Genomic DNA, 25,820 nt, shown 5'->3' with positions numbered 1-25,820 from the left:
GCGCTTGCATGGCATGCAAGAGGTCAGCGGTTCGATCCCGCTTAGCTCCACCAAAATTCAGAACCCTCGCTTCGGCGGGGGTTTTTTTTATCTATTTTCATGTAAAGCACTTTCTGGTTACGTCAGTTAATCTCCAGCTATTAAAATCGAAAGTAATTTCAGACTTTTTCCTGATAATTCACCTTGCTTGCCCTAAATAAGCAACATAACATTTCCCCCATTAAACGTAATGAGGTTGCCGGAGTTTTAATTAACAATAATGGTTGATAAAATTAACATTAATATCAAAAAAACTCTGTTGGCCTTTATCGTCTGTTTAGTCGTTATTCCGCTGGCTCGTTTTATTTCACCGCAAACGGTTATTGATGGCAATCTTATTTATATTGCCTGGCTGCCAATCAGCGTAATGTTTTCTGTTATTTTTATCTTTGGTCGCTATGCGATTGCACCATTAATTCTCGCATTTGCCATTACCAATAGCCTGATAATTAAATTAACGCTACCGCAGGCGTTTATCTTACTCTTTTGTCAGCTGTTTGCGGTGTTCGTCTCCTGCGCTATTCTAAGACTGATGGTGGGTAAGCGCTGGCGCTGTGGTCCAACGGCGAAACATATGGGGGCGCGGATCTTCTGGGGCGGGTTCTTCGCGCCGGTGCTGCTGAAAATCACCATGTACCTCGCCGGACAATATTTTGCGTTTCCCCTATCTATTACCAGCTATTTTGGTAGTATGCCGTTGATTTACACCGTAATAGATATTCAAAGTTTAATCAGCGCAGCATTAATTTTTACCACCTTTTTATATTATCCAATGCGGATGATTATCAATCCACGCTACGCTCGACGATTCTGGCGGCAGGAATGTTTACCGTGGCTGGCAGCAAAATATCGTTCCTTTACGCTATATTGGTTTATTGCGCTGGCGGTGATATTAACGCTATTGTGTGCGCCGTATCAGTCTGAATTTATTGCCGGTTATTTAGTTCCGGTGATTTTTATCGTCTACTTTATCGGGATTAGCCGGATTGGTCATGCGCTGCTGCGTATTTCATGGTCGGTCTCGGCTTTTTTACTGGTGGTGTATAACAAAAACTTTCTCCAGGGCGTCCAAAGCGAGTATTCATTATCCTTTGTGCTGTCAGTGTTGATCTCCTTTACTATCTGTTTGTTTTATATGGCAGACACCTATGCCCGCAGCGATCGCAATAAACGCCGCTGGCGTAGTCAGGCGGAAGAAGATCCGCTGACTGGCTTGCCTAACCTGCGCGCGCTGGAGAGCCATTTACAAAGCTGTCCGCAGCAGGTTATCTGCAGCCTGCGTATTCATAATCTCGACTTTCTCAGCAGGCATTATGGCCTGATGATGGGGGTGGACTGTAAACGGCAGATTATTCGGGCGCTGCAACCGCTGCTGGGGGCGGCGGATAAAGTTTTCCAGGTGCCGGGCAGCGAACTGATCCTCGTGCTTGACGGACCGGAGCCTTCATCCCGTTTGCACCATATGGTCGCGGTTCTCAACCACAAAAAATTCAGCTGGCACAATCAGCCGCTGGATCTGGAGTTTGGCGCGGCCTGGGGCCGCGACGACGGTCAGCGCGAGGGCCTTCACCAGATGCTGGGTCAGCTAAGCTGGCTTTCCGAACAGGCGGGCAGCGAACGTCGGGTGCTGGCGCTGGATGAGGAGCAGGAGCTGGTGGTGGATCAAACCACCGAGCAGGTGCGCCTCCTCATGCGCGTCAAGCAGGTGCTCAAAGAGCGGGCGCTCATGCTCTATGCGCAACCGATTCAGAACAGGGAAGGGGAGGGATATCATGAGATCCTCACCCGGATGCGCTGTGGCGATAGCGTCATTATGCCCGATCAGTTTATCCCGTTGATTGTGCAGTTTAACCTCAGCCAACGTTTCGACATGCTGGTGCTGGAGACCTTGTTCAGCGTGCTTCATCAGCACGCTGGCCAGCGATTCTCGGTCAATCTGCTGCCTGCAACCCTGATGCAAAAGGATAGCGCCGCGCAGATTATCGCGCTGTTTCAACGCTATGCGGTCTCACCAGACCTTATCACTATTGAAGTCACTGAAGAGCAGGCCTTTTCCAATGCCGACATCAGCCGGCAAAATCTTGAAGCGCTGCGCGCGTTTGGCTGCGCCATCGCCATTGATGACTTTGGCACCGGATATGCGAACTATGAACGACTGAAGCATCTCCAGGCCGATATCATCAAGATTGACGGCTGCTTCGTCCGCGACATCCTCACTGACCCGCTGGACGCCATTATGGTGAAATCGATTGTCGAGATGGCGCGGGCGAAACAGATGAGCGTGGTGGCGGAATATGTCGAAAGCGAACCGCAAAAAGCGCGCTTGCTGGAGCTGGGGGTGAATTATCTGCAGGGCTACCTGGTGGGCAAGCCTCAGCCGCTGGGCGAATGAAGGGTAAAAAAAAGCCGGGCATCGCCCGGCTCAGATGACAGGCGCCTGTTACAGAACCAGAGCCGCAATAGAAGCAGACAGGACGCTGACCAGCGTGGAGCCGTAAACCAGCTTCAGACCGAAGCGAGAAACCACGTTGCCCTGTTCTTCGTTCAGACCTTTGATCGCCCCGGCGATGATGCCGATAGACGAGAAGTTGGCGAAGGAGACCAGGAAGATAGAGATAATGCCTTCCGCGCGCGGGGAGAGCGTCGAGGCGATTTTCTGCAGATCCATCATGGCGACGAATTCATTGGAGACCAGCTTGGTAGCCATAATACTGCCCACCTGCAGCGCTTCGCTTGCCGGCACGCCCATCACCCAGGCGACCGGGTAGAAGATATAGCCAAGGATCCCCTGGAAGGAGATGCTGTAGCCGAACCAGCCGGTCACAGTGGCGAACAGGGCGTTCAGCGCGGAGATCAGCGCGATGAAGCCGATCAGCATCGCCGCCACGATAATCGCGACTTTAAAGCCCGCCAGAATGTACTCGCCCAGCATCTCGAAGAAGCTTTGACCTTCGTGCAGATTCGACATCTGCAGATTTTCTTCACTCTCTTCCACACGGTACGGGTTAATCAACGACAGAACGATAAAGGTGCTGAACATGTTGAGCACCAGCGCCGCGACGACGTACTTCGGCTGCAGCATGGTCATGTATGCGCCAACGATGGACATCGATACGGTGGACATCGCGGTCGCCGCCATGGTGTACATACGGTTGCGCGACATTTTGCCGAGAATATCTTTATAGGCAATAAAGTTTTCCGACTGGCCGAGGATCAGCGAGCTGACGGCGTTGAAGGACTCCAGCTTGCCCATGCCGTTGATTTTCGACAGCACGGTACCGATGGCGCGAATAACAATCGGCAGGATGCGAATATGCTGCAAAATACCGATCAACGCGGAAATGAAGACGATAGGGCACAGAACCTTAAGGAAGAAGAAGGCCAGACCTTTGTCGTTCATGCTGCCGAACACGAAGTTTGTCCCTTCGTTGGCAAAGCCGAGAAGTTTTTCAAACATCTCGGAGAAGCCTTTCACAAAACCCAGACCAATATCGGAGTTCAGGAAGAACCAGGCCAGCAGGACTTCAATGACAAGCAGTTGAACAACATAACGAATACGGATCTTTTTACGGTCATGACTGACCAACAGGGCCAGTATAGCCACCACAACGATCGCGAGGACAAAATGCAAGACGCGGTCCATAGTTGCTCCAAATATGAGGCAGGTTAAATTTCCGTGCACATTCTATGCAACGGCTTTAAAGAAAACGAGATCAATTGCACACTATTGCAAGGAACTGTGACCAATGGCAAAAATAGTGATCAAACATCCACTTTTGTTATGTTACGTAAAGGTTTTAAAAGTTGCATTCTTGTACTACTCTTAATAGCGGGCGCGATCGGGTTTACTGACGCCCGTTTTTCATTTCCGGCCAGCAATTGTTCCCTCCTATCACAGCAATCATTATCTCCATTCTAAATGAACTTGATAATCATTCGCATTTTGATAGCATGAAACATAGCAAAGGCTATATTTCCAGAGGCAGAAGATGACTAGCAGTCGCGTTGAGAATAGCAGTAGTCGCGCCGCGCGCAAGGTGAAGCTCGCCTTAATGGGGCCAGCTTTCGTCGCTGCCATTGGCTATATCGATCCGGGTAATTTCGCAACGAATATTCAGGCTGGCGCCAGCTTTGGCTATCAGCTGCTGTGGGTGGTGGTATGGGCCAACCTGATGGCAATGCTGATCCAGGTGCTCTCTGCCAAACTCGGCATTGCCACCGGTAAAAACCTGGCCGAGCAGATCCGCGACCATTACCCGCGCCCGGTAGTGTGGTTTTACTGGGTGCAGGCGGAAATCATCGCCATGGCCACCGACCTGGCCGAATTTATCGGCGCTGCGATTGGCTTTAAGCTGGTGCTGGGCGTATCGCTTCTGCAAGGGGCGGTGCTGACCGGGGTGGCGACCTTCCTGATCCTGATGCTGCAGCGGCGCGGACAAAAACCGCTGGAGAAGGTGATTGGCGGCTTGCTGCTGTTTGTTGCCGTCGCCTATGTCGTTGAATTGATCTTTTCCCAGCCCGCGCTGGCTCCCCTGACCAAAGGGCTGGCGATCCCTACGCTGCCCAACGGCGAGGCGGTATTCTTAGCCGCCGGGGTGCTGGGGGCCACCATTATGCCGCACGTGATCTACTTACACTCCTCGCTTACCCAGCACCTGCACGGCGGGACGCGAAAAGAGCGCTATAACGCGACCCGCTGGGATGTGGCGATCGCCATGACCATTGCCGGGTTCGTCAACCTGGCGATGATGGCGACCGCCGCGGCGGCATTCCATTTCCATGGCCATACCGGCGTCGCCGATCTTGATCAGGCTTACAGAACGCTGGAGCCGCTGCTGAGCCATGCGGCGGCGACCATCTTTGGCCTCAGCCTGGTCGCTGCAGGTTTATCATCGACGGTGGTGGGGACTCTCGCAGGTCAGGTGGTCATGCAGGGCTTCATTCGCTTTCATATTCCACTGTGGTTTCGCCGGGCGGTCACCATGCTGCCGTCGTTTGTCGTCATTCTGCTGGGGCTGGATCCAACGCGCATCCTGGTGATGAGTCAGGTGTTGCTGAGCTTTGGTATTGCGCTTGCCCTGGTACCGCTGCTGATATTTACCAGCAATGCAAAGCTAATGGGAGACCTGGTGAATACCCGCTGGGTGAGAGGCATCGGCTGGGCGATAGTCGCGATTGTGGTGAGCCTGAACGGCTGGTTAATTGTGGGATCGCTGCTCGGGGTGGATTAATGGCCTCCTGATGCGGAATAAAGCGAAGGGGAGCCGATGGGCTCCCCTTTTCGTCTGTTAGTGATGGCCATGTCCATGACCGTGACCACGCCCGCCGGGACCACGTCCCCAGCCGCCGCGGCGATCGTCGCGGTCGCTCCAGCCCGCGCGATAGCCGCGCTCCCAGGCTTTATCTCTGCCTTTGTACCAGCCTTTGTGCCAGCCGTTGTCATGACGATGCCAACGGTTATCACGCCATTCATAGTGACGACGCCAGTAATCACGGTCGCGCCAGCTGCCACCGTCCCAGTAGTTACCGTAATTGTCACGATCGCCAATTTGTAATTTTATCGATGGCAACAGGGTGATTTCACCAGCGTTAGCGACTAATGGCGCTGCGGCCAGCAGTACTGCTGCCAGAATCAGTGACCTGAACATACTCTTCTCCTTCACGATCGGGGCCCTAAGCGGCCTGTTAACGTGATATTACGGGCCGGTAAAGACCTATCGCATCGGACGAACTCCGAAAGCACAGAAAAGAGCACTTTTTGCTAAAGTAACATTTGCTTTACAGCGCCAGGATGGCATCAATCGCGGCGCACTCTTCGGCGCTGAAATGACGATGTTTCAGCATTCCGACAGCGTCATCCAGCTGGGCGGTTTTGCTGGCGCCGATCAGCACGGAGGTGACTTTCTCCTCACGCAGCACCCAGGCCAGCGCCATCTGCGACAGCTTCTGCCCGCGTGCTTCCGCCAGCGTATTCAGCTGACGAATTTTTTCTAATCTGGCGCTGGTCAGCTGCTCCGGCTGCAGAAAACGACTGCTGCTGGCGGCACGTGAGTCTGCCGGAATGCCGTTGAGATAGCGGTCGGTAAGCTGTCCGCCGGCCAGCGGTGAAAACGCTATACTTCCCACCCCTTCCGTCTGCAAAAAATCCAGCAGCCCCTCTTCCACGCCGCGTTCAAACATGGAGTAGCGGGGCTGGTGAATGACGCAGGGGGTGCCGAGATCGTTAAGGATCTTCACCGCCTCCCGCGCCTGGGCCAGCGGATAGTTGGAGATGCCGACGTACAGCGCTTTACCCTGGCGGACAAGGTGATCAAGCGCGCGCATCGTTTCCGTCAGCGGTGTCTCCGGGTCCGGGCGGTGATGATAAAAAATATCGACATATTCCAGCCCCATGCGCTGCAGGCTCTGGTTAAGGCTGGCCACCAGATATTTGCGTGAACCCCAGTCGCCGTAAGGGCCGTCCCACATGGTGTAGCCCGCCTTGGTGGAGATGATCAACTCATCGCGATAGGGCAGGAGCGCCTCTTTGAGGATGCGGCCAAAATTGCTCTCCGCCGAGCCCGGCGGCGGCCCATAGTTGTTGGCCAGGTCGAAATGGGTAATGCCGAGGTCAAATGCGTGCTGGAGCATCTGCCGGCTGGTTTCCACCCGCGTTTCATCGCCAAAGTTATGCCACAGACCGAGAGAAATTGCCGGCAGCTGAAGGCCGCTGCGGCCGCAGCGACGATAGGCCATCGTTTGATATCGCGTGGTACTTGCCTGGTAAACCATTCTTCCTCCGCAGATAAAACAGGGTGTGTATACGTTTACACTAATCAATGTTCTGCGTGGAGTACATCGCTTTTTCGGCGTAATTATTGCTTTACACCTCCTTTATCACCCCCTTTCTGGACAGGCGGATCGCTTATTCAATACTCAAATTACACCTGCGCCAAAATGAGGAAAATGGATATGCAACCGACTTACACTATTGGGGATTATCTGCTGGATCGCCTCGTCGACTGCGGTATTGACCGCTTGTTCGGCGTGCCGGGAGATTACAACTTACAGTTTCTCGACCGGGTCATTGCGCATAGCGCGTTGGGGTGGGTCGGCTGCGCCAACGAGCTCAATGCGGCCTATGCTGCTGACGGTTATGCACGCATTAAGGGAGCCGGTGCGTTACTTACAACCTACGGCGTCGGCGAACTGAGCGCCCTGAACGGCGTGGCGGGCAGCTATGCGGAGCATATTCCGGTATTACATATCGTCGGCGCGCCCTCCACTTGCGCTCAGCAGCGCGGCGAACTGCTGCATCACACCCTTGGCGACGGCGATTTCCGCCATTTTGCGCGGATGAGCGAGCAGATCACCTGTAGCCAGGCGCTGCTGACCGCCGGCAACGCCTGCCATGAGATCGACCGTGTTCTGCGCGATATGCTGACGCATCATCGGCCTGGCTATCTGATGCTGCCGGCCGATGTCGCCAGAGCGGCAGCGATTGCCCCAGCGCAGCGCTTGCTGGTGGAGGCCGCTCCGGCGGATGAAAACCAGCTCGCCGGATTCTGCGAGCATGCCAGCCGCCTGCTGCGGGGCAGTCGACGCATCTCCCTGCTGGCGGACTTCCTCGCGCAACGCTATGGCCTGCAAAACACGCTCCGGGAGTGGGTGGCGAAAACCCCCGTCGCCCACGCCACCATGCTAATGGGCAAGGGGCTGTTCGATGAGCAGCAGAGAGGTTTTGTCGGCACCTACAGCGGTATCGCCAGCGCGCCGCAGACCCGGGAGGCCATCGAAAACGCTGACACCATCATCTGCATCGGCACGCGCTTCACCGACACCATCACCGCAGGATTCACCCAGCATCTGGCGCGGGATAAGACGATAGAGATCCAGCCCTTCGCGGTCAGGGTGGGCGATCACTGGTTCAGCGGCGTGCCGATGGATCAGGCACTGGCTGCGCTGATGGCCCTTTCCGCACCGCTGGCGGCGGAGTGGGCTGCGCCTCAGGTCGTGGCGCCGGAAGTGGAGGAGGGGGCCGACGGCGAACTCACGCAGAAAAATTTCTGGGCGACGGTGCAGGGGGCGCTGCGCCCCGGCGATATTATTCTCGCCGACCAGGGTACGGCCGCCTTCGGCATTGCCGCGCTGAAGCTGCCGTCAGAGGCGTCGCTGATCGTCCAGCCGCTGTGGGGCTCGATTGGTTTTACCCTCCCGGCCGCCTATGGCGCGCAAACCGCGGCGGCAGAGCGGCGGGTGGTGCTGATTGTCGGCGATGGCGCCGCCCAGCTGACGATTCAGGAGATGGGCTCTATGCTGCGCGATAAGCAAAAGCCGCTTATTCTACTGCTGAATAACGAAGGGTATACCGTGGAACGGGCGATTCACGGCCCGGAGCAGCGCTACAATGATATTGCCCTGTGGGACTGGCGACGTCTGCCGGAAGCCTTCGCCCCGGACGTTGCCTCGCGCTGCTGGCGGGTTACGCACACCGATGAGCTACGGGAGGCGATGGCGGAGAGCATCACCTCCGATACGCTCACCCTGGTGGAAGTGATGCTGCCGAAAATGGATATCCCCGATTTCCTGCGCGCGGTGACGCAGGCGCTGGAGGAACGAAACAACCGCGTTTAGTCGGTATGGTGTCTGGCAATCATCAAGGGCCTCCCGGCCAGCAGCAGCCAGGCCGGGAGCATCACAATGCACAGCAGCGGCAGCAGCGTGGTGTCCGGCACCACCACGGCGGCCATAAACAGGCTCAGCCAGCCGTCGCGGGTGACGACCAGCACCATGCCGAGGATCGCGCAGGAGACGGTGATCGCCGCCGGCACGGCGTCCACGTGGGCATGCAGCATCAGCCCCAGCGCCACGCCGACGAAGACCGCGGGGAAAATCCGCCCGCCGCGAAAGCCGCAGGCCGAGGCGAGAACCAGCGCAGCCAGTTTAACCAGCGCGATGAGCAGATAATCCGAGGCGGTCAGCGTCTGGCTGAAGGCCAGCTGCTGCATCTCATCCAGCCCCTTAAACAACGTTAAATGTCCGCCAATTGTCCCGAGGATCCCTAACAGCAAGCCGCCGAGGCCCAGCGTCAGGATCGGGTTTTTCAGGCGATGCATTAGCGTGTGCAGGCGCGGCAGACACCAGACGGCGACCATACCGACGGCGATTGCGATCAGGGCGACGATCATGCCGCTGACGATATCGACGAAGTGCATCTGGCTATAGTGTGGGAGCGGCAGCGTGAAGTGGGGGTGGAAAAACAACCCGGTCGTCAGCGCGCCCGCAGCGGCGGCAAGCATCGGGGCAAACAGACGATCCCATAGCGGCGACTCGTTGCTGCTGTTGAGGGTTTGCGAAAAAATCAGCGCGGCGGCCACCGGGGTGCCGAAGAGGGCGCCGATGGTGCCTGAGGCCGCGAGAATGGTCCAGTCCAGAGAGCTGACCCGCGGGAACAGTCGGGAGCCGACGGCGACGGCCAGCGCAATATTCACCACCATAATCGGATGCTCCGGGCCGAGGCTGACGCCGCCGGCGAGGCCAAGGATCAGCGCCGCCAGCAGCCCGGGCAGCGCGCCGGTGGCAATGGGCGCGCCGATTAACGACTCGGTCGCCGGGTCCGGCCCGGCATGCCCCGGGCTGTAACGGACGACCAGGCCCACCGCGATCCCCGTCGCCGTGAGAATGGCGATGATCCACAGCGGGTTCTCGGCGCTTACTCCAAACTGCACAGGCAGATTGCTCCACAGGATGCGCTGCAGCAACGCGGCAACCTTCATCGCGCCGATCAGGATCAGACTGGAGGCGATGCCAATCAGGATAGCCGGCACCGACAGGATCAGCATTGTTCTGGCGCGAGGATGGAGCATGACAATGTCCTTGTTAAAGTTCAGGAGCACTACTTTGCCTTTGTCGGCGGGGACCGTCGATGCAAATGGTGCTGAAACGATAAAGTTAAGGCGGCGTCTGATACCCGTGGCCTCGTTAATAGGCTACTTTGCATTGATTACAAACTAAATGTGACCTGTGTCGCTAAACAAGGGGCGTCCGCGAGTTGGACGTTGTTGTTAAGCCGCCATGAATTTACAGTGTGCCAAAAGATTTATTTTGACTTTAGCGGAGCCGTAACGGAATGACAAAATTTGCTTTAGTAGGAGATGTCGGGGGGACCAACGCCCGCCTGGCGCTGTGTGATCTGGCGAGCGGAGAGATCTCTCGTGCAAAGACCTATTCCGGGCTCGATTACCCCAGTCTGGAGGCGGTGGTACGCGTCTATCTCGAGGAGCATCAGGTGACGGTCAGCGAAGGCTGTATCGCTATCGCCTGCCCGATCACCGGCGACTGGGTGGCGATGACCAACCATACCTGGGCTTTCTCCATCGCCGAGATGAAGCGCAACCTTGGCTTTGCGCACCTGGAGATTATCAACGATTTCACCGCCGTTTCAATGGCCATCCCGATGCTGAAAGCCGAGCACCTGATTCAGTTCGGCGGCAGCGCGCCGGTAGCCGGCAAACCGATCGCCGTTTATGGCGCCGGAACCGGGCTGGGCGTAGCCCATCTGGTACACGTTGATAAACGCTGGGTCAGTCTGCCGGGCGAAGGCGGCCATGTCGATTTTGCGCCGAACAGCGAAGAAGAGGGCATTATTCTGGAAGAGCTGCGCGCTGAGCTGGGGCATGTCTCCGCAGAACGCGTCCTCTCCGGTCCTGGTCTGGTCAACCTTTATCGCGCGATAGTCAAATCGGATGGTCGACTGCCGGAGAACCTGCAGCCGCGTGAGGTCACCGAGCGGGCGCTGGCGGATAGCTGCACCGACTGTCGCCGGGCGCTGTCGCTGTTCTGCGTCATTATGGGGCGCTTCGGTGGAAACCTGGCGCTGACCCTGGGGACGTTTGGCGGCGTCTATATCGCTGGCGGCATCGTGCCGCGCTTCCTGGAGTTCTTTAAAGCCTCCGGCTTCCGCGGCGGTTTTGAGGACAAAGGTCGTTTTAAAGCCTATGTCCAGGATATCCCGGTTTACCTGATCGTGCATGACAACCCAGGCCTGCTGGGCTCCGGCGCGCATCTGCGTCAGACGCTGGGTCAGGTGCTGTAAGCGCATTTCTCCCGGGCTACTGTCGTAGCCCGGCCAGGCGGGGCTCCCCGCCGTCTACAGATTCATCAGCTGGCGAAACTCTTTCACTTTACTGCGACTGACCGGAACCTGAAACTCCAGGTCGCGCAGGCGTAGCACATAGGTATTGTTAAACCACGGCTCAATTTCCCTAATTTTGCTGAGATTCACACAGTACGAGCGGTGACAGCGAAAGAACTGTGCGGTGGGCAGTTTGCTGCAGAATTCGGTAATGTTCATCGGCATGACGAATGACTCCCGGCGAGTGTAGACGAAGGTCATCTTCTCGTGCGCCTCGGCATAATAGATATCATGAATGCTGGTGACGATGATCCGCTCATCTTTTATCAGATTGATGGTGTCGTTTTCCCGAGGCGCCACGCTGGTCAACCCGGAAGCGGCGTTATTTTGCTGCTGCCAGGCGGCGGTCAGCTTCTGCAGCATATTGATGATGCGCGACTCCTGGTAGGGCTTCAGAATGTAGTCAAACGCCTCCAGCTCAAAGGCTTCCACGGCGTGTTCTTTCCACGCGGTGATAAAGACGATAAAAGGCTTATGGGCGAACTGGCTGATGTTCTGCGCCAGCAGAACGCCGTCCAGCGACGGAATATTGATATCGAGAAAGATGGCGTCGACCTTGTTGTGCTGGAGAAATTTCAGCACGTCCAGTCCGTCGTCAAAGCTGCCGACGATCTCCATCTGGCTGTGGGTGTTGATAAGCCAGGAGAGTTCCTGTTGGGCCAGAAACTCATCCTCCACAATGATAACTTTCATCTTTTCTCCGCTCATGACAACAGAGACTCCGTCAGCGCCTGCGGCGTAGAGTGATTGGGGACATAAAAAGCGATCTCCGTTCCTGGCGTCAGGGTGCGGATATGCAGCCCCTCGCCATAGAGAAGTTTCACCCGATGATGAACGTTGAGCAGGCCGATTTTGTTACCCGGCATTTCATCGGCTTCCACGCGGGCGACCACGGCGGGATCGATGCCGTTGCCGGTGTCGCGAACGCTGATGCGAACCCGATTTCCGCACTCATTGATGCCGATCGTCACCACGCCTTTCCCTTTACACGGCTGAATGCCGTGCACAATGGCATTTTCCACCAGAGGCTGGATAAGCAGGCTTGGGATCACGCAGCTGACGTCGTCGTCAATATCATAGATAACCGTCAGTTTGTCGCCGAATCGCGCCTGTTCAATGGCGATGTAATCTTTGATCTGATACAGCTCTCGTTTGATATCAATCTGCTCATCGTCTTTTAATTCGATGTTATAGCGCAGATAGCGCGACAGATTAAAAATGAGCTGGCGCGCGGTGTCCGGATTAAGGCGAATCGAGGAGGAGATCGCGTTCAGGGCATTGAATAAAAAGTGCGGGTTAATCTTGCTTTGCAGAGCGCGCAGCTCCGCTTTGTTGGCCATCTCCCGTAGCTGTTCGGCGCGGGAAACCTCCAGCTGGGTGGAGATGATTTGTGACAGGCCTATTGCCATCTCCTGCAGCGTCGAGGTGATGCGATGGGCGTGGCAGTAATAGATTTTTAGCGTACCGGTGACCACCCCTTTTTCCCACAGCGGAATGACCATCAAGGAGTGGATCTCCGGCGTGCGGTGGGCTTCATCATTGTTTTTAATAATGATTTTTCCATAACGGATGGCCTGTCGGGTGGTGGGACTGATGACATCGTTATGATGTTGATAGTTGGCTTCACCGACGCCCACGTAGGCCAGCACGTGTTCCGTATTGGTGATCGCCACCGCGTCGGCGGTAATGTCGCGGCGGATAATGTCGCAAACCTGGCGCAGAGAATCGCTGTTGACCTGACGGAACAGCGGCAGGGTTTTGTTGGCAATGTCGAGCGCCAGTTTCGCCTGCCGCGCGGCGCTGGCCTCCTTTTCCCCTTCCACGCTCTGCACCAGCAGCACGATAAAACCGATGCAGACGCTGCCGAGGATCATCGGGATACCAATTTTCGAGACAATATCCACGCCGAGGCTGAGGGAAGGGGCCCAGACCACCACCAGGATCATGGTCAGAGTCTCGCAGACCATTCCGGCCAGAATGCCGATTTTCCAGCGTTGATCGCGGGCCACTTTGCGGTTAATCAACCCCGACAGCAGGCCGGCGATGATGCTGGTGATAAAGCAGGGCACGGCGGTCACGCCGTCAATATCAATCAGATAGCGGTGCACACCGGCAATCACCCCGACAATGGCCCCCACCCAGGGACCAAACAGGATCCCGCCGGACATCACGGCGATGATGCGCACGTTTACCAGCGATCCTTCCACCGGCACACCGGACCAGGTACTGAAGAGCGCGAACAGCGAGAAAATGGCGGTGACAGCCAGCAGCTCTTTCGGCGTATGCGCCGACTTATGCAACAGTTCGCGGAACAGGCGCAGGCGAATGAGAAAAAACAGGCAAATAAGCATCAGGGCCGCACGATCATAGACCGCCAGCATCATAGTAAAGATTTCGTGCATGGGTGCGCCGCGTCAGTGGCCAGAAAAGGACATGATAAAAAACCTGACGACAGAAGACCAGCCGCAGAAAAATAATGAGGAAAAGGCGCACTTTTAAAAGGGGATTGAGGGGTGGGGAGGCGATGTACCGCCAGACGCCAGAAGAAACGATAAATACCCGTGATAGAAAAGATATCAATATGTTACCACTTGCAGACAAAACGGTATTCATTCCGCAGCGTACTGCCGTATTTAGCGCAGACGATACCCGTTTTTAACGCCAGTGATTATTTTTCGTCAGGGCACTCGACAACGTGATTTTTTTCAGGTTATTTTCTAAACGAGCCGCAACAGCGGCAGCGTCGCTCGGACGGTCCGGGCGCTAACGTTAATCAGAGGAACCTATGGCTGAATCCAGTCCTGAACGCCGTTTTACGCGTATCGATCGTCTCCCCCCGTACGTTTTTAATATTACTGCCGAACTGAAAATGGCTGCGCGCCGGCGCGGCGAAGATATTATCGATTTCAGTATGGGCAATCCCGATGGCGCGACGCCGCCGCATATCGTGGAAAAACTCTGCACCGTCGCTCAGCGGCCTGACACCCATGGTTACTCTACCTCGCGGGGGATCCCACGCCTGCGTCGCGCTATTTCGCGCTGGTATGAAGAACGCTATAACGTCGATATCGATCCGGAATCGGAAGCGATCGTCACCATTGGTTCGAAAGAGGGGCTGGCGCATCTGATGCTGGCGACGCTGGATCATGGCGACACCGTGCTGGTGCCGAACCCCAGCTACCCGATCCATATCTACGGCGCGGTGATTGCCGGGGCGCAGGTGCGCTCGGTGCCGCTGGTGGAAGGGGTGGATTTCTTTAACGAACTGGAACGCGCCATCCGCGAGAGCTATCCGAAGCCGAAGATGATGATCCTTGGCTTTCCCTCGAATCCGACCGCGCAGTGCGTCGAGCTGGATTTCTTTGAAAAGGTTGTCGCCCTGGCGAAGCAGTATGACATCCTGGTCGTCCACGATCTGGCCTATGCCGATATCGTGTATGACGGCTGGAAAGCGCCCTCCATCATGCAGGTGCCCGGCGCGCGCGATGTCGCCGTCGAGTTCTTTACCCTGTCGAAAAGCTATAACATGGCCGGCTGGCGCATTGGCTTTATGGTCGGTAATAAGACCCTGGTGAACGCCCTTGCCCGCATCAAAAGCTACCATGACTACGGCACGTTTACGCCGCTGCAGGTGGCGGCGATCGCTGCCCTGGAGGGCGATCAGCAATGCGTGCGGGATATCGCTGAACAGTATAAGCGCCGCCGCGATGTGCTGGTGAAAGGGCTCCATGAGGCCGGCTGGATGGTGGAGTGTCCGAAAGCGTCCATGTACGTCTGGGCGAAAATTCCGGAACCTTACGCCGACATGGGCTCGCTGGAGTTCGCGAAAAAGCTGCTTAACGAAGCGAAGGTTTGCGTTTCTCCGGGGATTGGCTTTGGCGATTATGGCGATACCCATGTCCGCTTCGCGCTGATCGAGAACCGGGACCGGACGCGTCAGGCGATCCGCGGCATTAAGGCGATGTTCCGCGCGGATGGCTTGCTGCCCGCCGCGAGCTAGCGCTTCGGCGAATACGCTATAACAAAAACGGGAGCCTCTGGGCTCCCGTTTTTTTTGACACCGCTGCAGTCTAGATCATCAGGGCAAAAGTACCGGCCCAAACGATGACCATAAAAGAGAGGCCCATAAAGAAGTATTTCACGACTCATCACTCCACGCGCTTATGCGACGTTCAAATGAATTAATTGTTCTGTTTTTCAAGGGCTGTCGCTGGTGAAATCTCACCCTGCGGCAGCTCGCAATTCTGTGCGTTAAGTGCTCCAGATGGCGCTAATGTACGCCTAAAAAATCAGGGAAACAAGAGGCATTTTTTTATTAATTTTTAGTTACTTACGAGTGTCGTGATTCGGCGACACATTAATTTCGCCCGGTAATAAATTTAGCGCCAGCGACGCTGCGAAAACGGGTTTCTCATCAGGGCGATTAGCGGGGCTAGTCAGGCTTGGCGCGCGGCATTCACGTTGCCACGCGCCACCGGTTTAATGCAGATCAGAGGCGCGCTGTCGCCACTCGGCAGGGTAGTGTGCCGGGATAAAGCGCAGCGTGATCGCCATGAGTAACAGGACACAGAGCGCATGCCAGGACCAGTCAAGGGTGTAGTTCCCGCTCAGGCTACGCAGCAGGCCGGAAAGCCAGGGCGACAGGCCGGCGATAATAAATCCGATACCCTGCATAAAGGCTACCAGCCGGCCGGCCACCGTCGGTTGTCCGGCATGATCGAGGGCCAGCACCAGGCACAGGGGAAACGCGCCGCCCAGACCGACGCCGCAGGCGAGAGCCCAGAGCGCGGAGAAGTGCTGCGGCAGCCAGATGAAGCCGCAGAAGCCAATCAGCTGGAGCGCCAGAGCACACAGCAGAAGCTGGCGCCGGTCATCCTGGCGAGCCAGCGCCGGCAGCAGCAGCGCGCCCGCGGTTTGCCCAACCGTCAGCAACGCCAGCAGCGAGCCGCTGTACTGGGCGCTGTCGCCAAGCTGCATATAATAGGGCGGCAGCCAGGCGATCAGACTGGCGTAGCCAGCATTGATCAGTCCGAAATAGAGCCCCAGCGTCCAGGCGCGGCGCTGGCCAATAATCGCTACCCGGGGGGCGGCGCTGGTCTGATGCGGAGCACGGGGCAGGTGCCGGCAAATCGCCAGCCAGCTGAGCAGGGCGAGGAGGGCGGGGAGCGCCCACCAGGCCAGCGCATCCCGCCAGGCTGTGCTGTGCGACGCCAGCCACGGCGTTAACGCGGCGCCTAACCCGCCACCGCCCATTAGCGCAGCTGACCATAGCCCCATTACCAGCGGCGTCCGTCGGGCGAATAAGCGCTTAATCACCGCCGGGATGGCAGCCTGGATGATGCCGATGCCAACGCCTCCTGCCAGGGCGCTGGTGAGCAGTAGGCCGCTATTCGGGGCGATTTCCCGCAACAGGGCGCCCGCCGCGATAATCAGCAGGCTTAGCGCAATGCTACGGTTTTGACCGACATGACGATCGACCCAGCCGCCGGCCAGCGCCAGCACGCCCATCGCTACCACCGGCAGGGCGGTCAGTAGCGCGGCCAGGGTATAGCTCATCCCGCTGGCGGCGCGGATCTCCGGAAGCAAAGGGCCGATGGAGGTGAGCAGCGGCCGCATATTTATGCCGATCAGCACCAGGATCCCCAGCGTCAGATTCTGTCGCAACACGGCTTTCATGGCTGCTGTTCCGCCCACCGCTGATAAACTGCCAGCCCCTCCGGCTGGGGGCGATGATGGATCGGCAACGTCTGCTGCGCCAGCGGCTGCTGCAACTGCTGATAAATCGCGGCGGTAGATAGCTGAAAAGGCTCTCCGTCCTGATTGCTGTTGGCGAAAAATACTTCCCGCACGCCGGTTAAATAGAGTGCGCTAAGACACATCGGACAAGGCTGTCCGCTGGCGTAAATAACGCATTCGCGCAGAACTTCGCTTCCCAGCCTGGCGGCAATATCGCGAACAGCATTCAGTTCGGCATGCGCCGTTGGGTCGCCGCTCAGATGAAAGGTGTTGACGGCTTCGGCGACAACCTCGTTATGGCGCACCATCACGGCGCCAAAGGGGCGACCACCGTGGGTTGTGTTGTGTTTTGCCAGCGCTAAGGCGCGCTGGAGATAGCGATCGTGAGCGGACATAGTCACTCCTGCACAAGATAATGTTCAAGGTAAAAGAGGCAACGGGTCGTGCGTAGAGGGTACGTAACTTGTTTCATAAGTTAAAAGACTTATTTATGATGAACCCTAGTTGAATTACTTATAGGTAAGCGGATGCTCCTGCGCCATCTTTCCTACTTTATCGCTGTGGCAGAACACCGTGGCTTTACCCGAGCCGCCGCGGCGCTGCACGTCTCCCAGCCGGCGCTGTCACAGCAGATCCGCCAGCTGGAAGCCATGCTGGAGGTTCAGCTTTTCGACCGCTCTGGCCGTTATATCCGGTTAACCGATGCCGGAGAGATCTGGCTGGAGTATGCCCGCCGGGCGTTACGCGATCTTGAGGAGGGGCGGCGCGCTCTGCATGACGCTGAGGATCTGCAGCGCGGCAAACTCCGCATTGCCATGACGCCGACCTTCACCACCTATATGCTGGGACCGCTGGTGGAAAACTACTATCGACGCTACCCCGGCGTGAAATTGCTGATCCAGGAGATGAACCAGGAGCGCATGGAAATGATGTTGCTGCAGGATGACCTGGATGTCGGCATCGCCTTTGACGACAGTCGTTCCCCGGATATTGTCGTTCAGCCGCTGCTGACGGAAACCCTCGCGCTGGTGGTGAGCCGCACGCATCCTCTGGCCAGAGAGAACGCGCTCAGGCTGCAGGCGCTCGACGAGCAGCCGCTGATTTTACTGAGCAGCGAGTTTGCCACCCGGGAGCAGATCGATCGTTATTGTCGTCGTCATCGGCTCGAACCTGACGTGCAGATGGAGGCCAACTCTATCGGCGCCGTTCTGTCGGTCATTCGGCGAACGCCCCTTGCGACACTGCTGCCGGCGGCGATCGCCGGGCAGTATGATGATGTGGTGGCGATTGAGCTGGAACCCGCGCTGCTGCAGCGAACGGCCTGTTTGCTCCAGCGCAGGGATGCGTGGCAGAGCGCCGCGGCACGCGAATTTATCGCCCTGGCGCGGGAGATTGCGCTAACGCTTGAGCAGGAAAACCGCCTGCCTCCTGCCTGAAGGCGTGCGTCGCTCGACGGCGAACCAGGATTAACGATGGGCTGCGTTGCTGGTGTCGGCCTCGTCGGGCAGGGCATTCTCTCTAAGCATGACTTCCTCCTTCAGCCTTTCCAGCACGTGATGAAAGAGCTGGGTCTTGTCTGGCTCAGCCATGGTCTGCAATTTCACATTAAATAAAGTATGGGACAGAATAAGATCGTGGATAAATTCCAGCAGTACCTCACTTTGCGGAAGTGAGGTTAATTCCTGATGGATATAACCGGTTTGTTGCCGTAGCGGATTTTTTGTGACATCCATCGGTCGGGCGCTAATGCTATGGGCAAATATTTTCTCAATTGCCTGACTGGTAATATAGAGCCGATTCAATGACAGGATGGGGTTTTCGGCTTCCTGCGGAATGAAGTGACAATAAACAAACGGTTTCTCAGGCAGCATCATGCTGAACCCGTTTTCACGATGAATATCGTTAGGCGCCTCCAGTAACGCCATTAAATTCCGGCCGTGCGGATGCCAGAGTCCTGAAGCTGTGACCTTGACGTTGAACTGCGTGACGGTATTCCCGCTCTGGGTTTCCATGACGGGAATATCGTCATCCATCCGCAAAATGCTATGGATATGCGAGTGTGGCGACCAGTAGGTTTCCAGCGTCTCTGATGAATTGAGTGGATTAAATGTGTCGGTTACCTCTTTTTCCTGATGAGAAAGGACGGCGAGTTTTAGTGTTCCCCGCGTCGGGTTAAGCTTCAGGCATAGATTGATCGCACCGATATCATGCCAGTGAAGAATGTCTTCAATTTCGCAGTTTAATAATTTTTGCGCCCGGGAAAGGGAACAATACTCCATTGGCGGTAAATTATTTAATTTCCAGATATTCCGTTCTGTTATATTCATAAGGATTGTTTATTGCAGAAAAATAGCGGTCAGTATTAGCAATGAAAATCTGATGGTCATGTGCTTTTTTTGTTAACGTCGCTGGTCTGATTGATGAAATTCATTCATGTTGAGAATATTATATCAATAAGATGATTATTCTTATTGTTACGTCAGCCATTCACTTGATGGTGTAATCCTATCATTTATTTCGCTCGAGAAAAATAGTTTGCTTAGCGCCTGAATACAACACTTTTTTGTTTTTTTATTAACGACCTCGACGAGAGGGAACGCATCATGAAGAGAATGTGGATCTTGAGATCAATGCCTGGACGACAGGGATAACGCAAACGGATACTCGCGGCATCCGTTTGCGGCGGCCAAGCTTACCGGGTTACAGAGGGATAGCGATCTCCTGGCTGCGCGATGGCATACCAGGCCATCATCTCCGCGGTACCCGGCTGACCTTCTGCTGGCGCCCAGTCCATAGTGTCGATTTCAGCAAGCGGTTGATAAGCGCCTTGTTTGACTTCAAATACCATCCCACCAGCGTCGAGTGAGAGCACCGTATGCCAGGTGCCAGGCTCCATTTCCAGCGCCGTGCAGGTTTCACCCAGCACCACCCGGTTAGTGATCGCGCCATGATCATCAAAATTTAGCACCACAAAGCGACCTTTCAACGGCAGCAAAAGTTCAAAGGTATGTCGGTGCCGGTGCGGGCGGATATAGGTGCCGGGTTCCATAGCGATAGCCAGACGCTGCACCGGGTCGCTCAGCTCAGGGTGAAAATTGCGATGGGCACGTAAGCGCGGGGAACTGGCCGCCGCTTCGCTCTGCTGCTGCATATCGCTAAGGGTGATCTGTTTCATATCAACGCCTGGCTCCTTTGTTGTCCAGAGAGTGTTGCATCGGCTGGGCGGCAGGTTGACGACCAGGCCACGCGATATTGTACGCATAAAGCGTGTTGCTGTCGGTTAATTGTCGAGGCTATAGAGTGCAGGAGGGCTTCTGCCAGGCAACCACGCAATTCCTACCTGCTTTTTTTGTCTGGTACAGGGCGCCGTCGGCACAGTTAAGTCATTCATTCTATACCGTTTTAGGATCCTCCGTTGTGGCAAGACCGATACTGATCGTGACGCTTTCGGGCAGTTTAACCCTGCTGCTGACGTCGCCTGGATTGATAATGGTCTGGCGGGTCCGCTCGGCGATGAGTTGCGCCTGCTGTTGGCCCACGTCAGACAGTAATAGCGCAAATTCCTCGCCGCCTGTTCTGGCCACAATATCATCTCTGCGAACCTGATCCTGAAGTACCCCGGCCACATACTGAATAACAAGATCTCCCTGAAAGTGACCATATTTGTCATTGATGCGCTTGAAATGATCGATGTCGCATAACAATTTAGACAATGGTTTTGCACAGAGACCCGTTGCATTTTTTTTATCAGCACAAGGTAAAAATAACGGCGGTTATACAGCTGCGTCAGATAATCACGAATCGAGTTCTGATAGGCATTCTCATATTTATTGTTGGATAATTGATAAAGATTAAACGCATTAAGGAAAATAATGATAATAAAGTTCAGAGTGCCCAGCGTTTCGAAAAGCCTCGTTTTATACCCTGTGTTCTCGCTAGCGACATCTGCGGTTGTTAAGAAAGAGAAGGTTAAGATATAAACGAAGTAGTAAAAATAGATTCCTGTCCAGAATATATTTCTGAAGCGGGTTAATGCCATCGTCGTTAAAAAAAGAACGTCCATATGTAAACCATTATATTACTGGCTAAGCGAATCGTTGGTTCATACAGGTGGATTGAGGAAAATCCAACAATCAGGACGATAGCTAAGGTCAGGCTTACACAGGCAAAGGTAATAATAATGTGATTATGGGAGGCCAGCAGGCGATGCGAACGAAACTTGAATACTAATGCCGCGGTGATGATTTAGGTGAGTGTTAACGCGTTGCGGTAAAAATAGATGAGTCTGATGGCCTGTTCATTAGGTCATACCTGTCAGGGCAAGAAAACTATGTTTTTATGATCGTGAATATCAATATTTTGAATGTCTGTCGGGAGTGAGCAGTATGCTTTTCGTGCGGTCGCTGCGGACGATGTCATTACGTTTTACAACTCGTCTTTTCCTGTGGGTTGTTCATTTTAGTCGCAAAATTATAACTGGTGTTTTCCTCTTTTTAAAAAGAGGAATGGCGCCACGGGTTTTATATCTATAAATAAATCACTTTGTGCGTTAACAGGAAGGGGGCATTGATGATCAGGTCGGTACCACCTTGAGTAGACTGTCTACAGGAGCTGCAGAAAAACCATCAAAAGTCGGCGTGGATCCGACATAAAGCAGGAGGGTTATGGTGTCCCCTGCAGGAATCGAACCTGCAACTAGCCCTTAGGAGGGGCTCGTTATATCCATTTAACTAAGGGGACAAGGCGGCACGAGTATAGCGTTTTTCGCCCGCCTGAGTAAGAGCTATACCGTCTGACTGCTTAAACCCTCGCCATTCTGAGCGCTTTTTTATGCCCGGTCGGCATTTTTGGCTTTTGCAGCGGCCTGCGCGCGGGCTTCCGCTTTTCGCTTGTTGCTCATGTCGTTACGGATCTGCGCATGGCTAAGCAGTGCGAAGATGAAGGTCCCGCCGCAGATATTACCCGCCAGCGTCGGCAGGGCGAAAGGCCAGATGAAGTCGCTCCAGGGCAGGCTTCCATTAAACACCAGATAGAGGATCTCCACCGAGCCCACCACGATATGGGTGGTATCCGCCAGGGCGATAAGCCAGGTCATCAGAATGATCACCACGATCTTGGCGGCGCCGGCGAGGGGAAACATCCAGACCATGGTGGCGACCAGCCAGCCGGAAATAATCGCATTGGCGAACATCTCCGTCGGGCTGTTTTTCATCACATCTTCGGCGATGCTGACGAAGGCCTGGCGGGTCGGCTCATCAAAAACAGGCATATAATTGAAGGCCCATGCGGCCACCGCGGTGCCGATGAGATTGCCCGCCAGCACCACCGACCATAGCCGCATGAGTAAACCGACGTTTCCGGGGGTGGGATTGTGCATCACCGGCAGTACGGCGGTGACCGTATTTTCCGTGAACAGCTGCTGGCGGGCCATAATCACGATAATAAAGCCGAAGGTATACCCGAGGTTCTCGAGTAAAAACCCTCCCGGGATCCCCTCCAGCTTGACGTGAAAAATCCCTTTCGCCAGCAACGAGGCGCCCATCGACAGACCGGCCGCAATCGCAGACCACAGCAGGGCCAGCGCATCGCGCTCCATCTCTTTTTCCCCTTCCTGACGAATATGTTCATGGATCGCCATCGCCCGCGAGGGAAGACGGTCTTCATCCACTTCTATCTCCTCCCCGCGCTGCTTTTCTTCACTTTCGACCTCACGTTCGTCGTCCGCTGGCTTTAATTTGTTATCATCAAGTTCATCCATTTCGTGGCCCTCGCTATCACTCTGTATAGTAATAGCGTAGCGGCTTTACCTGGCGTCTGGCTGGGCATACTCTGAAATCGCAAAAATGGTAACGTCAGATTTTTGTCGCTCCGCTAGAATAGGAGCCCCGCGATCTCGTTATTCCCAGGCTATGATCAAATCAACAACTTGGGTGATATAGACATCGTTCAACGTGCTGTTACAATCGCTCACATCTGTACGGGCGGAAACGTTGTCTTTCCGTCATGGATGGCAACTCGCGATAGCCATAAAAACCAGGGAGACATCTATGAATTATCGCCTGTCGGCGCTTGCGCTTGGCGCCACATTGCTGGTGGGATGTGCCAGTTCCAGCTCTGGCGATCGGCCGCAGGGGCGCTCAGACCCGTTAGAAGGGTTTAACCGCACGATGTTTGACTTCAACTTTAACGTGGTTGATCCTTACGTGCTTCGTCCCGTCGCGGTGGCATGGCGTGACTATGTTCCGCAGCCGGCGCGCAATGGCTTAAGCAACTTCACCAGCAACCTGGAAGAGCCGGCGGTGATGGTGAACTCCTTCCTGCAGGGCGACCCGTATAAAGGGATGGTCCACTTTACCCGCTTCTTCCTGAACACCATCCTCGGGATGGGTGGTCTGATCGATGTCGCCGGGATGGCTAATCCGCAGCTGCAGCGCGTTGAACCGCATCGTTTCGGCAGCACGCTCGGCCACTATGGCGTCGGCTATGGCCCGTATGTGCAACTGCCATTCTACGGCAGCTTTACCCTGCGTGACGAAGGTGGCGATATGGCCGATGGCCTCTATCCGGTGCTCTCCTGGCTGACCTGGCCGATGTCGATCGGCAAATGGGCGGTAGAAGGGATTGAGACACGCGCTCAGCTGCTGGATTCCGACGGCCTGCTGCGTCAGTCTTCCGATCCTTACATTCTGGTGCGTGAGGCTTACTTCCAGCGTCATGACTTTATCGCCAACGGCGGTAAGCTGACCCCGGCGGACAATCCGAACGCCCAGGCCATTCAGGATGAACTGAAAGATATCGATTCACAGTAATCTGCGAATAAAAAAAGGGTGAACATGATGTTCACCCTTTTTTGTTGCGCGCTGCTTATCAGAAGCGGTAGTTGAAGTTGGCGCCGTACAGCCAGGCGGTCCCTTCGGAGCGGAAGGTATACGGGCCTTCCTTGATTTCCACATGCTGCCCGTGCATATAGGAAATCCCGACGTCAACCGACGCATCCTTGTTGAACGCGTAGGTGGTACCCGCGCTCAGCCACAGGCGATCCTGGTCCGGAATGGAAATGGAGCGATTGTTGGCCGGTACCGGGCTGTCGTCGAAGGCGATACCGGTGCGGAAGGTCCAGTTATCGTCGTAATAATAGGTCGTCCCCAGCGCTACGCGGTAGGCGTCCTTAAAGCCTTCCTCTTTATAGAACAGCGTCTGGCCGTTGCTGCCGGTGGCTTTCAGCTCCTGGAACTGGCTCCAGCTGGTGTAGGTCAGACTATAGTGGACCGCCCACTGCGGCGCCACGCGGTTATAGCCCGACAGTTCCCACATTTCCGGCAGGTTAAGGGTCAGTGAACCGCCGGTGGTCTGGCCGTTAGTACCCGCCGGCAGACCGAAGTTGCCAAGGATCTGGTTATAGGCCGCTGGCAGACTGCTGCGATAGTTACCGTCGAAATCGATCTTGACCTCGGAACGGTAGGTTAAACCGTAGCGGTTGTTCTTATCCAGCTCATAGAGGATACCGGCGTTCCAGCCAAAGCCCCACGCATTGCCGTTAAGATGGGCGATCTGCGTGTCGGCTGGGATCTTCGCCACCTGGCCTGCCAGCGCCGGCGGCAACGCGCCAGAGCCAGCGACAATTTGGCCCAGATCGCCTGCATAGCGCTCGATCTTCGCCTTAGCGTAGACCGCATCGAAACCTAAGCCAAAGCTCCAGTTGCTGTCGAGGCGATAGGCGCCGCTCAGGTTGAAGTTAGCCGTAGTCAGGTCGGTTTTACCGCCCATGCTGCCGGCCGCATAATCATCGTTATACTCTGTTGCCAGGCCGTAGTTGGAGGTGATGGACGCCCCCCAACCGAACTGATCGTTAATCGGCGCGACAAAGTGGAAGTTGGGTACCCACGCCGTCGGGGCGATATTGTCCGAATTCAGGCTTTTGCCGGTGGGGGAAGTGCCGGAGACATTGACGCCCGGGTCGACAAAAACGGCGCCCGCCGACATAGTCGGACGGTCAAACATCATAATTAATGCCGGGTTACGACTGGCATTGCCTGCATCATCTGCGATAGCCCCTTCACCGGAATAGGCCCGACCCAGCCCTGATGAAGAGAATTCGTTGAGCTGGAAGCCTGCTGACCAGGCCTGGGTGGAAACAAGTGCGACAGCCACTGCAAGGGCAGATTGGGTAAAGCGGGTTTTCTGGCTCATGCCCATAACCTCATTGAGTTATTTTTTTTTAAACTATGTTACATGCCGTAACAGAAGCGCGGAAGTGTAGGGTCTGCGGTACAACAGAGAAATCAGACCAGTGCGCTGAGTATAGGTCTGACCAGATGAGTTGTTGCAAGTTTGTTTATGAAGTTTTTCAATTGTGATAACAGAAACGCGATCCAGCTGGCAAAATTGTCGGGGGGAAGGCGACGGAGAAAAGGTGATTTTTGTTTTAGATCATTTTTAAGTGTGATTTCTGTCACTTAACGCCGTGATAGCGATTCTCGGCTGGAGGCAAACCGGAGGGCGGGCGTAAAATAGGCACATTAATTGTCTGGCACCGCAGGTGCATATCCAGAGGAAATCTACGATGAGTAAATGTAGCGCTGATGAAACCCCGGTTTGCTGCTGTATGGATGTTGGGACCATTGTCGACAACACCGACTGCACCGCCTCATACAGCCGCGTATTCGCCAACCGCGCGGAAGCAGAGCAAATGCTCGCCGCGCTGAGCGAAAAAGCCCGCAGTGTGGAATCTGAACCGTGCAAAATTAATCCCGTCTTCGCCGACGTTGACGGCGGCGTAAAGCTGGATATCGATTTTGTGTTTAGCTGTGAAGCCGAATCCCTCATCTTCCAGCTGGGTCTGCGTTAATCCCTCCGCTTAGCGCCCCGTGAA

The 25,820-nt window shown here is 55.4% G+C and carries 23 protein-coding genes and 1 tRNA gene; 9 read left to right on the top strand and 15 right to left on the bottom strand.

From position 1 onward, the window contains the following. Positions 1-259 precede the first annotated feature (259 nt). A complete protein-coding gene (locus ABLX76_RS22925) occupies positions 260-2,431 on the top strand; it encodes an EAL domain-containing protein (RefSeq protein ID WP_348875340.1) in 2,172 nt (723 codons plus the stop codon). A 48-nt stretch (positions 2,432-2,479) separates the two neighbouring features. Here the strand turns inward: ABLX76_RS22925 and nupC are convergent, their stop codons facing one another. Further along, positions 2,480-3,682 carry a nucleoside permease NupC gene (gene nupC, locus ABLX76_RS22920; protein WP_012540950.1) on the bottom strand — a complete coding sequence of 401 codons (1,203 nt, stop codon included), beginning with the start codon at positions 3,680-3,682 and terminating at the stop codon, positions 2,480-2,482. Positions 3,683-4,028: 346 nt separating this feature from the next. Here nupC and ABLX76_RS22915 point away from each other — a divergent pair, with 346 nt between their 5' ends. Then, on the top strand, positions 4,029-5,270 hold the full coding sequence (locus ABLX76_RS22915; protein WP_087777315.1) for an Nramp family divalent metal transporter: 1,242 nt from the start codon (positions 4,029-4,031) through the stop codon (positions 5,268-5,270). Between the two features lie 57 nt (positions 5,271-5,327). Here the strand turns inward: ABLX76_RS22915 and ABLX76_RS22910 are convergent, their stop codons facing one another. Together ABLX76_RS22910 and mgrA are read right to left on the bottom strand one after the other, a co-directional pair. Next, a complete protein-coding gene (locus ABLX76_RS22910; RefSeq protein ID WP_023290584.1) occupies positions 5,328-5,687 on the bottom strand; it encodes a DUF2502 domain-containing protein in 360 nt (119 codons plus the stop codon). A gap of 130 nt (positions 5,688-5,817) precedes the next feature. Next, complete coding sequence (gene mgrA / locus ABLX76_RS22905; RefSeq protein ID WP_023290583.1) at positions 5,818-6,810, bottom strand: L-glyceraldehyde 3-phosphate reductase; 993 nt, start codon at positions 6,808-6,810, stop codon at positions 5,818-5,820. A 180-nt stretch (positions 6,811-6,990) separates the two neighbouring features. Here mgrA and ABLX76_RS22900 point away from each other — a divergent pair, with 180 nt between their 5' ends. Next, a complete protein-coding gene (locus ABLX76_RS22900) occupies positions 6,991-8,652 on the top strand; it encodes a thiamine pyrophosphate-binding protein (protein ID WP_348875338.1) in 1,662 nt (553 codons plus the stop codon). On the opposite strand, the gene ABLX76_RS22895 is transcribed toward ABLX76_RS22900, so the two are convergent. After that, on the bottom strand, positions 8,649-9,884 hold the full coding sequence (locus ABLX76_RS22895; protein ID WP_147733377.1) for an ion channel protein: 1,236 nt from the start codon (positions 9,882-9,884) through the stop codon (positions 8,649-8,651). The two genes, ABLX76_RS22900 and ABLX76_RS22895, sit on opposite strands and share 4 nt — an antisense overlap. A 263-nt stretch (positions 9,885-10,147) precedes the next feature. Between ABLX76_RS22895 and glk the strand changes: the two genes are divergently transcribed. Beyond that, on the top strand, positions 10,148-11,113 hold the full coding sequence (gene glk / locus ABLX76_RS22890) for a glucokinase (RefSeq protein WP_004202027.1): 966 nt from the start codon (positions 10,148-10,150) through the stop codon (positions 11,111-11,113). A 54-nt stretch (positions 11,114-11,167) separates the two neighbouring features. Here glk and ABLX76_RS22885 read toward each other — a convergent pair whose 3' ends face one another. Then, entirely contained in the window at positions 11,168-11,905 is a 738-nt protein-coding gene (locus ABLX76_RS22885; protein ID WP_086076161.1) for a LytTR family DNA-binding domain-containing protein, read from the bottom strand. Positions 11,906-11,916: 11 nt separating this feature from the next. After that, on the bottom strand, positions 11,917-13,614 hold the full coding sequence (locus tag ABLX76_RS22880; protein WP_087777309.1) for a sensor histidine kinase: 1,698 nt from the start codon (positions 13,612-13,614) through the stop codon (positions 11,917-11,919). Here ABLX76_RS22880 and ABLX76_RS22875 point away from each other — a divergent pair. Then, complete coding sequence (locus ABLX76_RS22875) at positions 13,613-13,711, top strand: hypothetical protein (RefSeq protein ID WP_032428955.1); 99 nt, start codon at positions 13,613-13,615, stop codon at positions 13,709-13,711. The genes ABLX76_RS22880 and ABLX76_RS22875 overlap by 2 nt on opposite strands. Positions 13,712-13,997: 286 nt before the next feature. Then, the gene (alaC, locus tag ABLX76_RS22870) at positions 13,998-15,212 is read left to right on the top strand and encodes an alanine transaminase (protein ID WP_004202031.1); all 1,215 of its coding nucleotides are present in this window, start codon (positions 13,998-14,000) and stop codon (positions 15,210-15,212) included. Between the two features lie 70 nt (positions 15,213-15,282). Here the strand turns inward: alaC and ypdK are convergent, their stop codons facing one another. From ypdK to ABLX76_RS22855, 3 genes are all read right to left on the bottom strand, one after another. Further along, complete coding sequence (gene ypdK, locus ABLX76_RS22865) at positions 15,283-15,354, bottom strand: membrane protein YpdK (protein ID WP_099119320.1); 72 nt, start codon at positions 15,352-15,354, stop codon at positions 15,283-15,285. 337 nt (positions 15,355-15,691) lie between these two features. Further along, positions 15,692-16,888 carry a CynX/NimT family MFS transporter gene (locus ABLX76_RS22860; RefSeq protein WP_023290578.1) on the bottom strand — a complete coding sequence of 399 codons (1,197 nt, stop codon included), beginning with the start codon at positions 16,886-16,888 and terminating at the stop codon, positions 15,692-15,694. Then, positions 16,885-17,343: a nucleoside deaminase gene (locus tag ABLX76_RS22855; protein ID WP_023290577.1), complete on the bottom strand. Its 459-nt coding sequence runs from the start codon at positions 17,341-17,343 to the stop codon at positions 16,885-16,887. Before ABLX76_RS22855 ends, ABLX76_RS22860 begins: the two co-directional genes overlap by 4 nt. 132 nt (positions 17,344-17,475) lie before the next feature. Here ABLX76_RS22855 and cynR point away from each other — a divergent pair, with 132 nt between their 5' ends. Beyond that, entirely contained in the window at positions 17,476-18,384 is a 909-nt protein-coding gene (cynR, locus tag ABLX76_RS22850; protein ID WP_348875336.1) for a transcriptional regulator CynR, read from the top strand. 30 nt (positions 18,385-18,414) lie between these two features. On the opposite strand, the gene ABLX76_RS22845 is transcribed toward cynR, so the two are convergent. The 5 genes from ABLX76_RS22845 to ABLX76_RS22825 form a co-directional block, all read right to left on the bottom strand. Further along, a complete protein-coding gene (locus ABLX76_RS22845) occupies positions 18,415-19,275 on the bottom strand; it encodes a hypothetical protein (protein WP_348875335.1) in 861 nt (286 codons plus the stop codon). 365 nt (positions 19,276-19,640) lie between these two features. Then, a complete protein-coding gene (locus ABLX76_RS22840; protein WP_023290574.1) occupies positions 19,641-20,123 on the bottom strand; it encodes a WbuC family cupin fold metalloprotein in 483 nt (160 codons plus the stop codon). 217 nt (positions 20,124-20,340) lie between these two features. Next, the gene (locus ABLX76_RS22835; protein WP_065812255.1) at positions 20,341-20,661 is read right to left on the bottom strand and encodes a GGDEF domain-containing protein; all 321 of its coding nucleotides are present in this window, start codon (positions 20,659-20,661) and stop codon (positions 20,341-20,343) included. 952 nt (positions 20,662-21,613) lie between these two features. Continuing rightward, a tRNA-Arg gene (locus ABLX76_RS22830) sits at positions 21,614-21,688 on the bottom strand. 88 nt (positions 21,689-21,776) lie between these two features. Then, a complete protein-coding gene (locus ABLX76_RS22825) occupies positions 21,777-22,706 on the bottom strand; it encodes a formate/nitrite transporter family protein (protein ID WP_023290545.1) in 930 nt (309 codons plus the stop codon). A 289-nt stretch (positions 22,707-22,995) separates the two neighbouring features. Here ABLX76_RS22825 and mlaA point away from each other — a divergent pair, with 289 nt between their 5' ends. Next, on the top strand, positions 22,996-23,757 hold the full coding sequence (mlaA, locus tag ABLX76_RS22820) for a phospholipid-binding lipoprotein MlaA (RefSeq protein WP_032453618.1): 762 nt from the start codon (positions 22,996-22,998) through the stop codon (positions 23,755-23,757). 58 nt (positions 23,758-23,815) lie between these two features. Here the strand turns inward: mlaA and fadL are convergent, their stop codons facing one another. Beyond that, positions 23,816-25,138, bottom strand: coding sequence for a long-chain fatty acid transporter FadL (gene fadL, locus ABLX76_RS22815; RefSeq protein ID WP_348875334.1), 1,323 nt, complete (start codon positions 25,136-25,138; stop codon positions 23,816-23,818). A 373-nt stretch (positions 25,139-25,511) separates the two neighbouring features. On the opposite strand from fadL, the gene ABLX76_RS22810 reads away from it, so the two are divergent. After that, a complete protein-coding gene (locus ABLX76_RS22810; protein ID WP_023290542.1) occupies positions 25,512-25,796 on the top strand; it encodes a YfcZ/YiiS family protein in 285 nt (94 codons plus the stop codon). Positions 25,797-25,820: the final 24 nt, after the last annotated feature.

The organism is Klebsiella sp. JB_Kp004 (genome assembly GCF_040065795.1).
GTDB classification, from domain to species: Bacteria; Pseudomonadota; Gammaproteobacteria; order Enterobacterales; family Enterobacteriaceae; genus Klebsiella; species Klebsiella quasipneumoniae.
This window is presented reverse-complemented; position numbering and strand designations above follow the sequence as displayed.

Bases quoted from the DNA above. Each gene is read 5' to 3' on its own strand.
- ABLX76_RS22925 (WP_348875340.1), top strand. From the start codon at position 260: ATGGTTGATAAAATTAACATTAATATCAAAAAAACTCTGTTGGCCTTT.
- nupC (WP_012540950.1), bottom strand. From the start codon at position 3,682: ATGGACCGCGTCTTGCATTTTGTCCTCGCGATCGTTGTGGTGGCTATA.
- ABLX76_RS22915 (WP_087777315.1), top strand. From the start codon at position 4,029: ATGACTAGCAGTCGCGTTGAGAATAGCAGTAGTCGCGCCGCGCGCAAG.
- ABLX76_RS22910 (WP_023290584.1), bottom strand. From the start codon at position 5,687: ATGTTCAGGTCACTGATTCTGGCAGCAGTACTGCTGGCCGCAGCGCCA.
- mgrA (WP_023290583.1), bottom strand. From the start codon at position 6,810: ATGGTTTACCAGGCAAGTACCACGCGATATCAAACGATGGCCTATCGT.
- ABLX76_RS22900 (WP_348875338.1), top strand. From the start codon at position 6,991: ATGCAACCGACTTACACTATTGGGGATTATCTGCTGGATCGCCTCGTC.
- ABLX76_RS22895 (WP_147733377.1), bottom strand. From the start codon at position 9,884: ATGCTCCATCCTCGCGCCAGAACAATGCTGATCCTGTCGGTGCCGGCT.
- glk (WP_004202027.1), top strand. From the start codon at position 10,148: ATGACAAAATTTGCTTTAGTAGGAGATGTCGGGGGGACCAACGCCCGC.
- ABLX76_RS22885 (WP_086076161.1), bottom strand. From the start codon at position 11,905: ATGAAAGTTATCATTGTGGAGGATGAGTTTCTGGCCCAACAGGAACTC.
- ABLX76_RS22875 (WP_032428955.1), top strand. From the start codon at position 13,613: ATGGGTGCGCCGCGTCAGTGGCCAGAAAAGGACATGATAAAAAACCTG.
- ABLX76_RS22880 (WP_087777309.1), bottom strand. From the start codon at position 13,614: ATGCACGAAATCTTTACTATGATGCTGGCGGTCTATGATCGTGCGGCC.
- alaC (WP_004202031.1), top strand. From the start codon at position 13,998: ATGGCTGAATCCAGTCCTGAACGCCGTTTTACGCGTATCGATCGTCTC.
- ABLX76_RS22860 (WP_023290578.1), bottom strand. From the start codon at position 16,888: ATGAAAGCCGTGTTGCGACAGAATCTGACGCTGGGGATCCTGGTGCTG.
- ABLX76_RS22855 (WP_023290577.1), bottom strand. From the start codon at position 17,343: ATGTCCGCTCACGATCGCTATCTCCAGCGCGCCTTAGCGCTGGCAAAA.
- cynR (WP_348875336.1), top strand. From the start codon at position 17,476: ATGCTCCTGCGCCATCTTTCCTACTTTATCGCTGTGGCAGAACACCGT.
- ABLX76_RS22845 (WP_348875335.1), bottom strand. From the start codon at position 19,275: ATGAATATAACAGAACGGAATATCTGGAAATTAAATAATTTACCGCCA.
- ABLX76_RS22840 (WP_023290574.1), bottom strand. From the start codon at position 20,123: ATGAAACAGATCACCCTTAGCGATATGCAGCAGCAGAGCGAAGCGGCG.
- ABLX76_RS22825 (WP_023290545.1), bottom strand. From the start codon at position 22,706: ATGGATGAACTTGATGATAACAAATTAAAGCCAGCGGACGACGAACGT.
- mlaA (WP_032453618.1), top strand. From the start codon at position 22,996: ATGAATTATCGCCTGTCGGCGCTTGCGCTTGGCGCCACATTGCTGGTG.
- fadL (WP_348875334.1), bottom strand. From the start codon at position 25,138: ATGAGCCAGAAAACCCGCTTTACCCAATCTGCCCTTGCAGTGGCTGTC.
- ABLX76_RS22810 (WP_023290542.1), top strand. From the start codon at position 25,512: ATGAGTAAATGTAGCGCTGATGAAACCCCGGTTTGCTGCTGTATGGAT.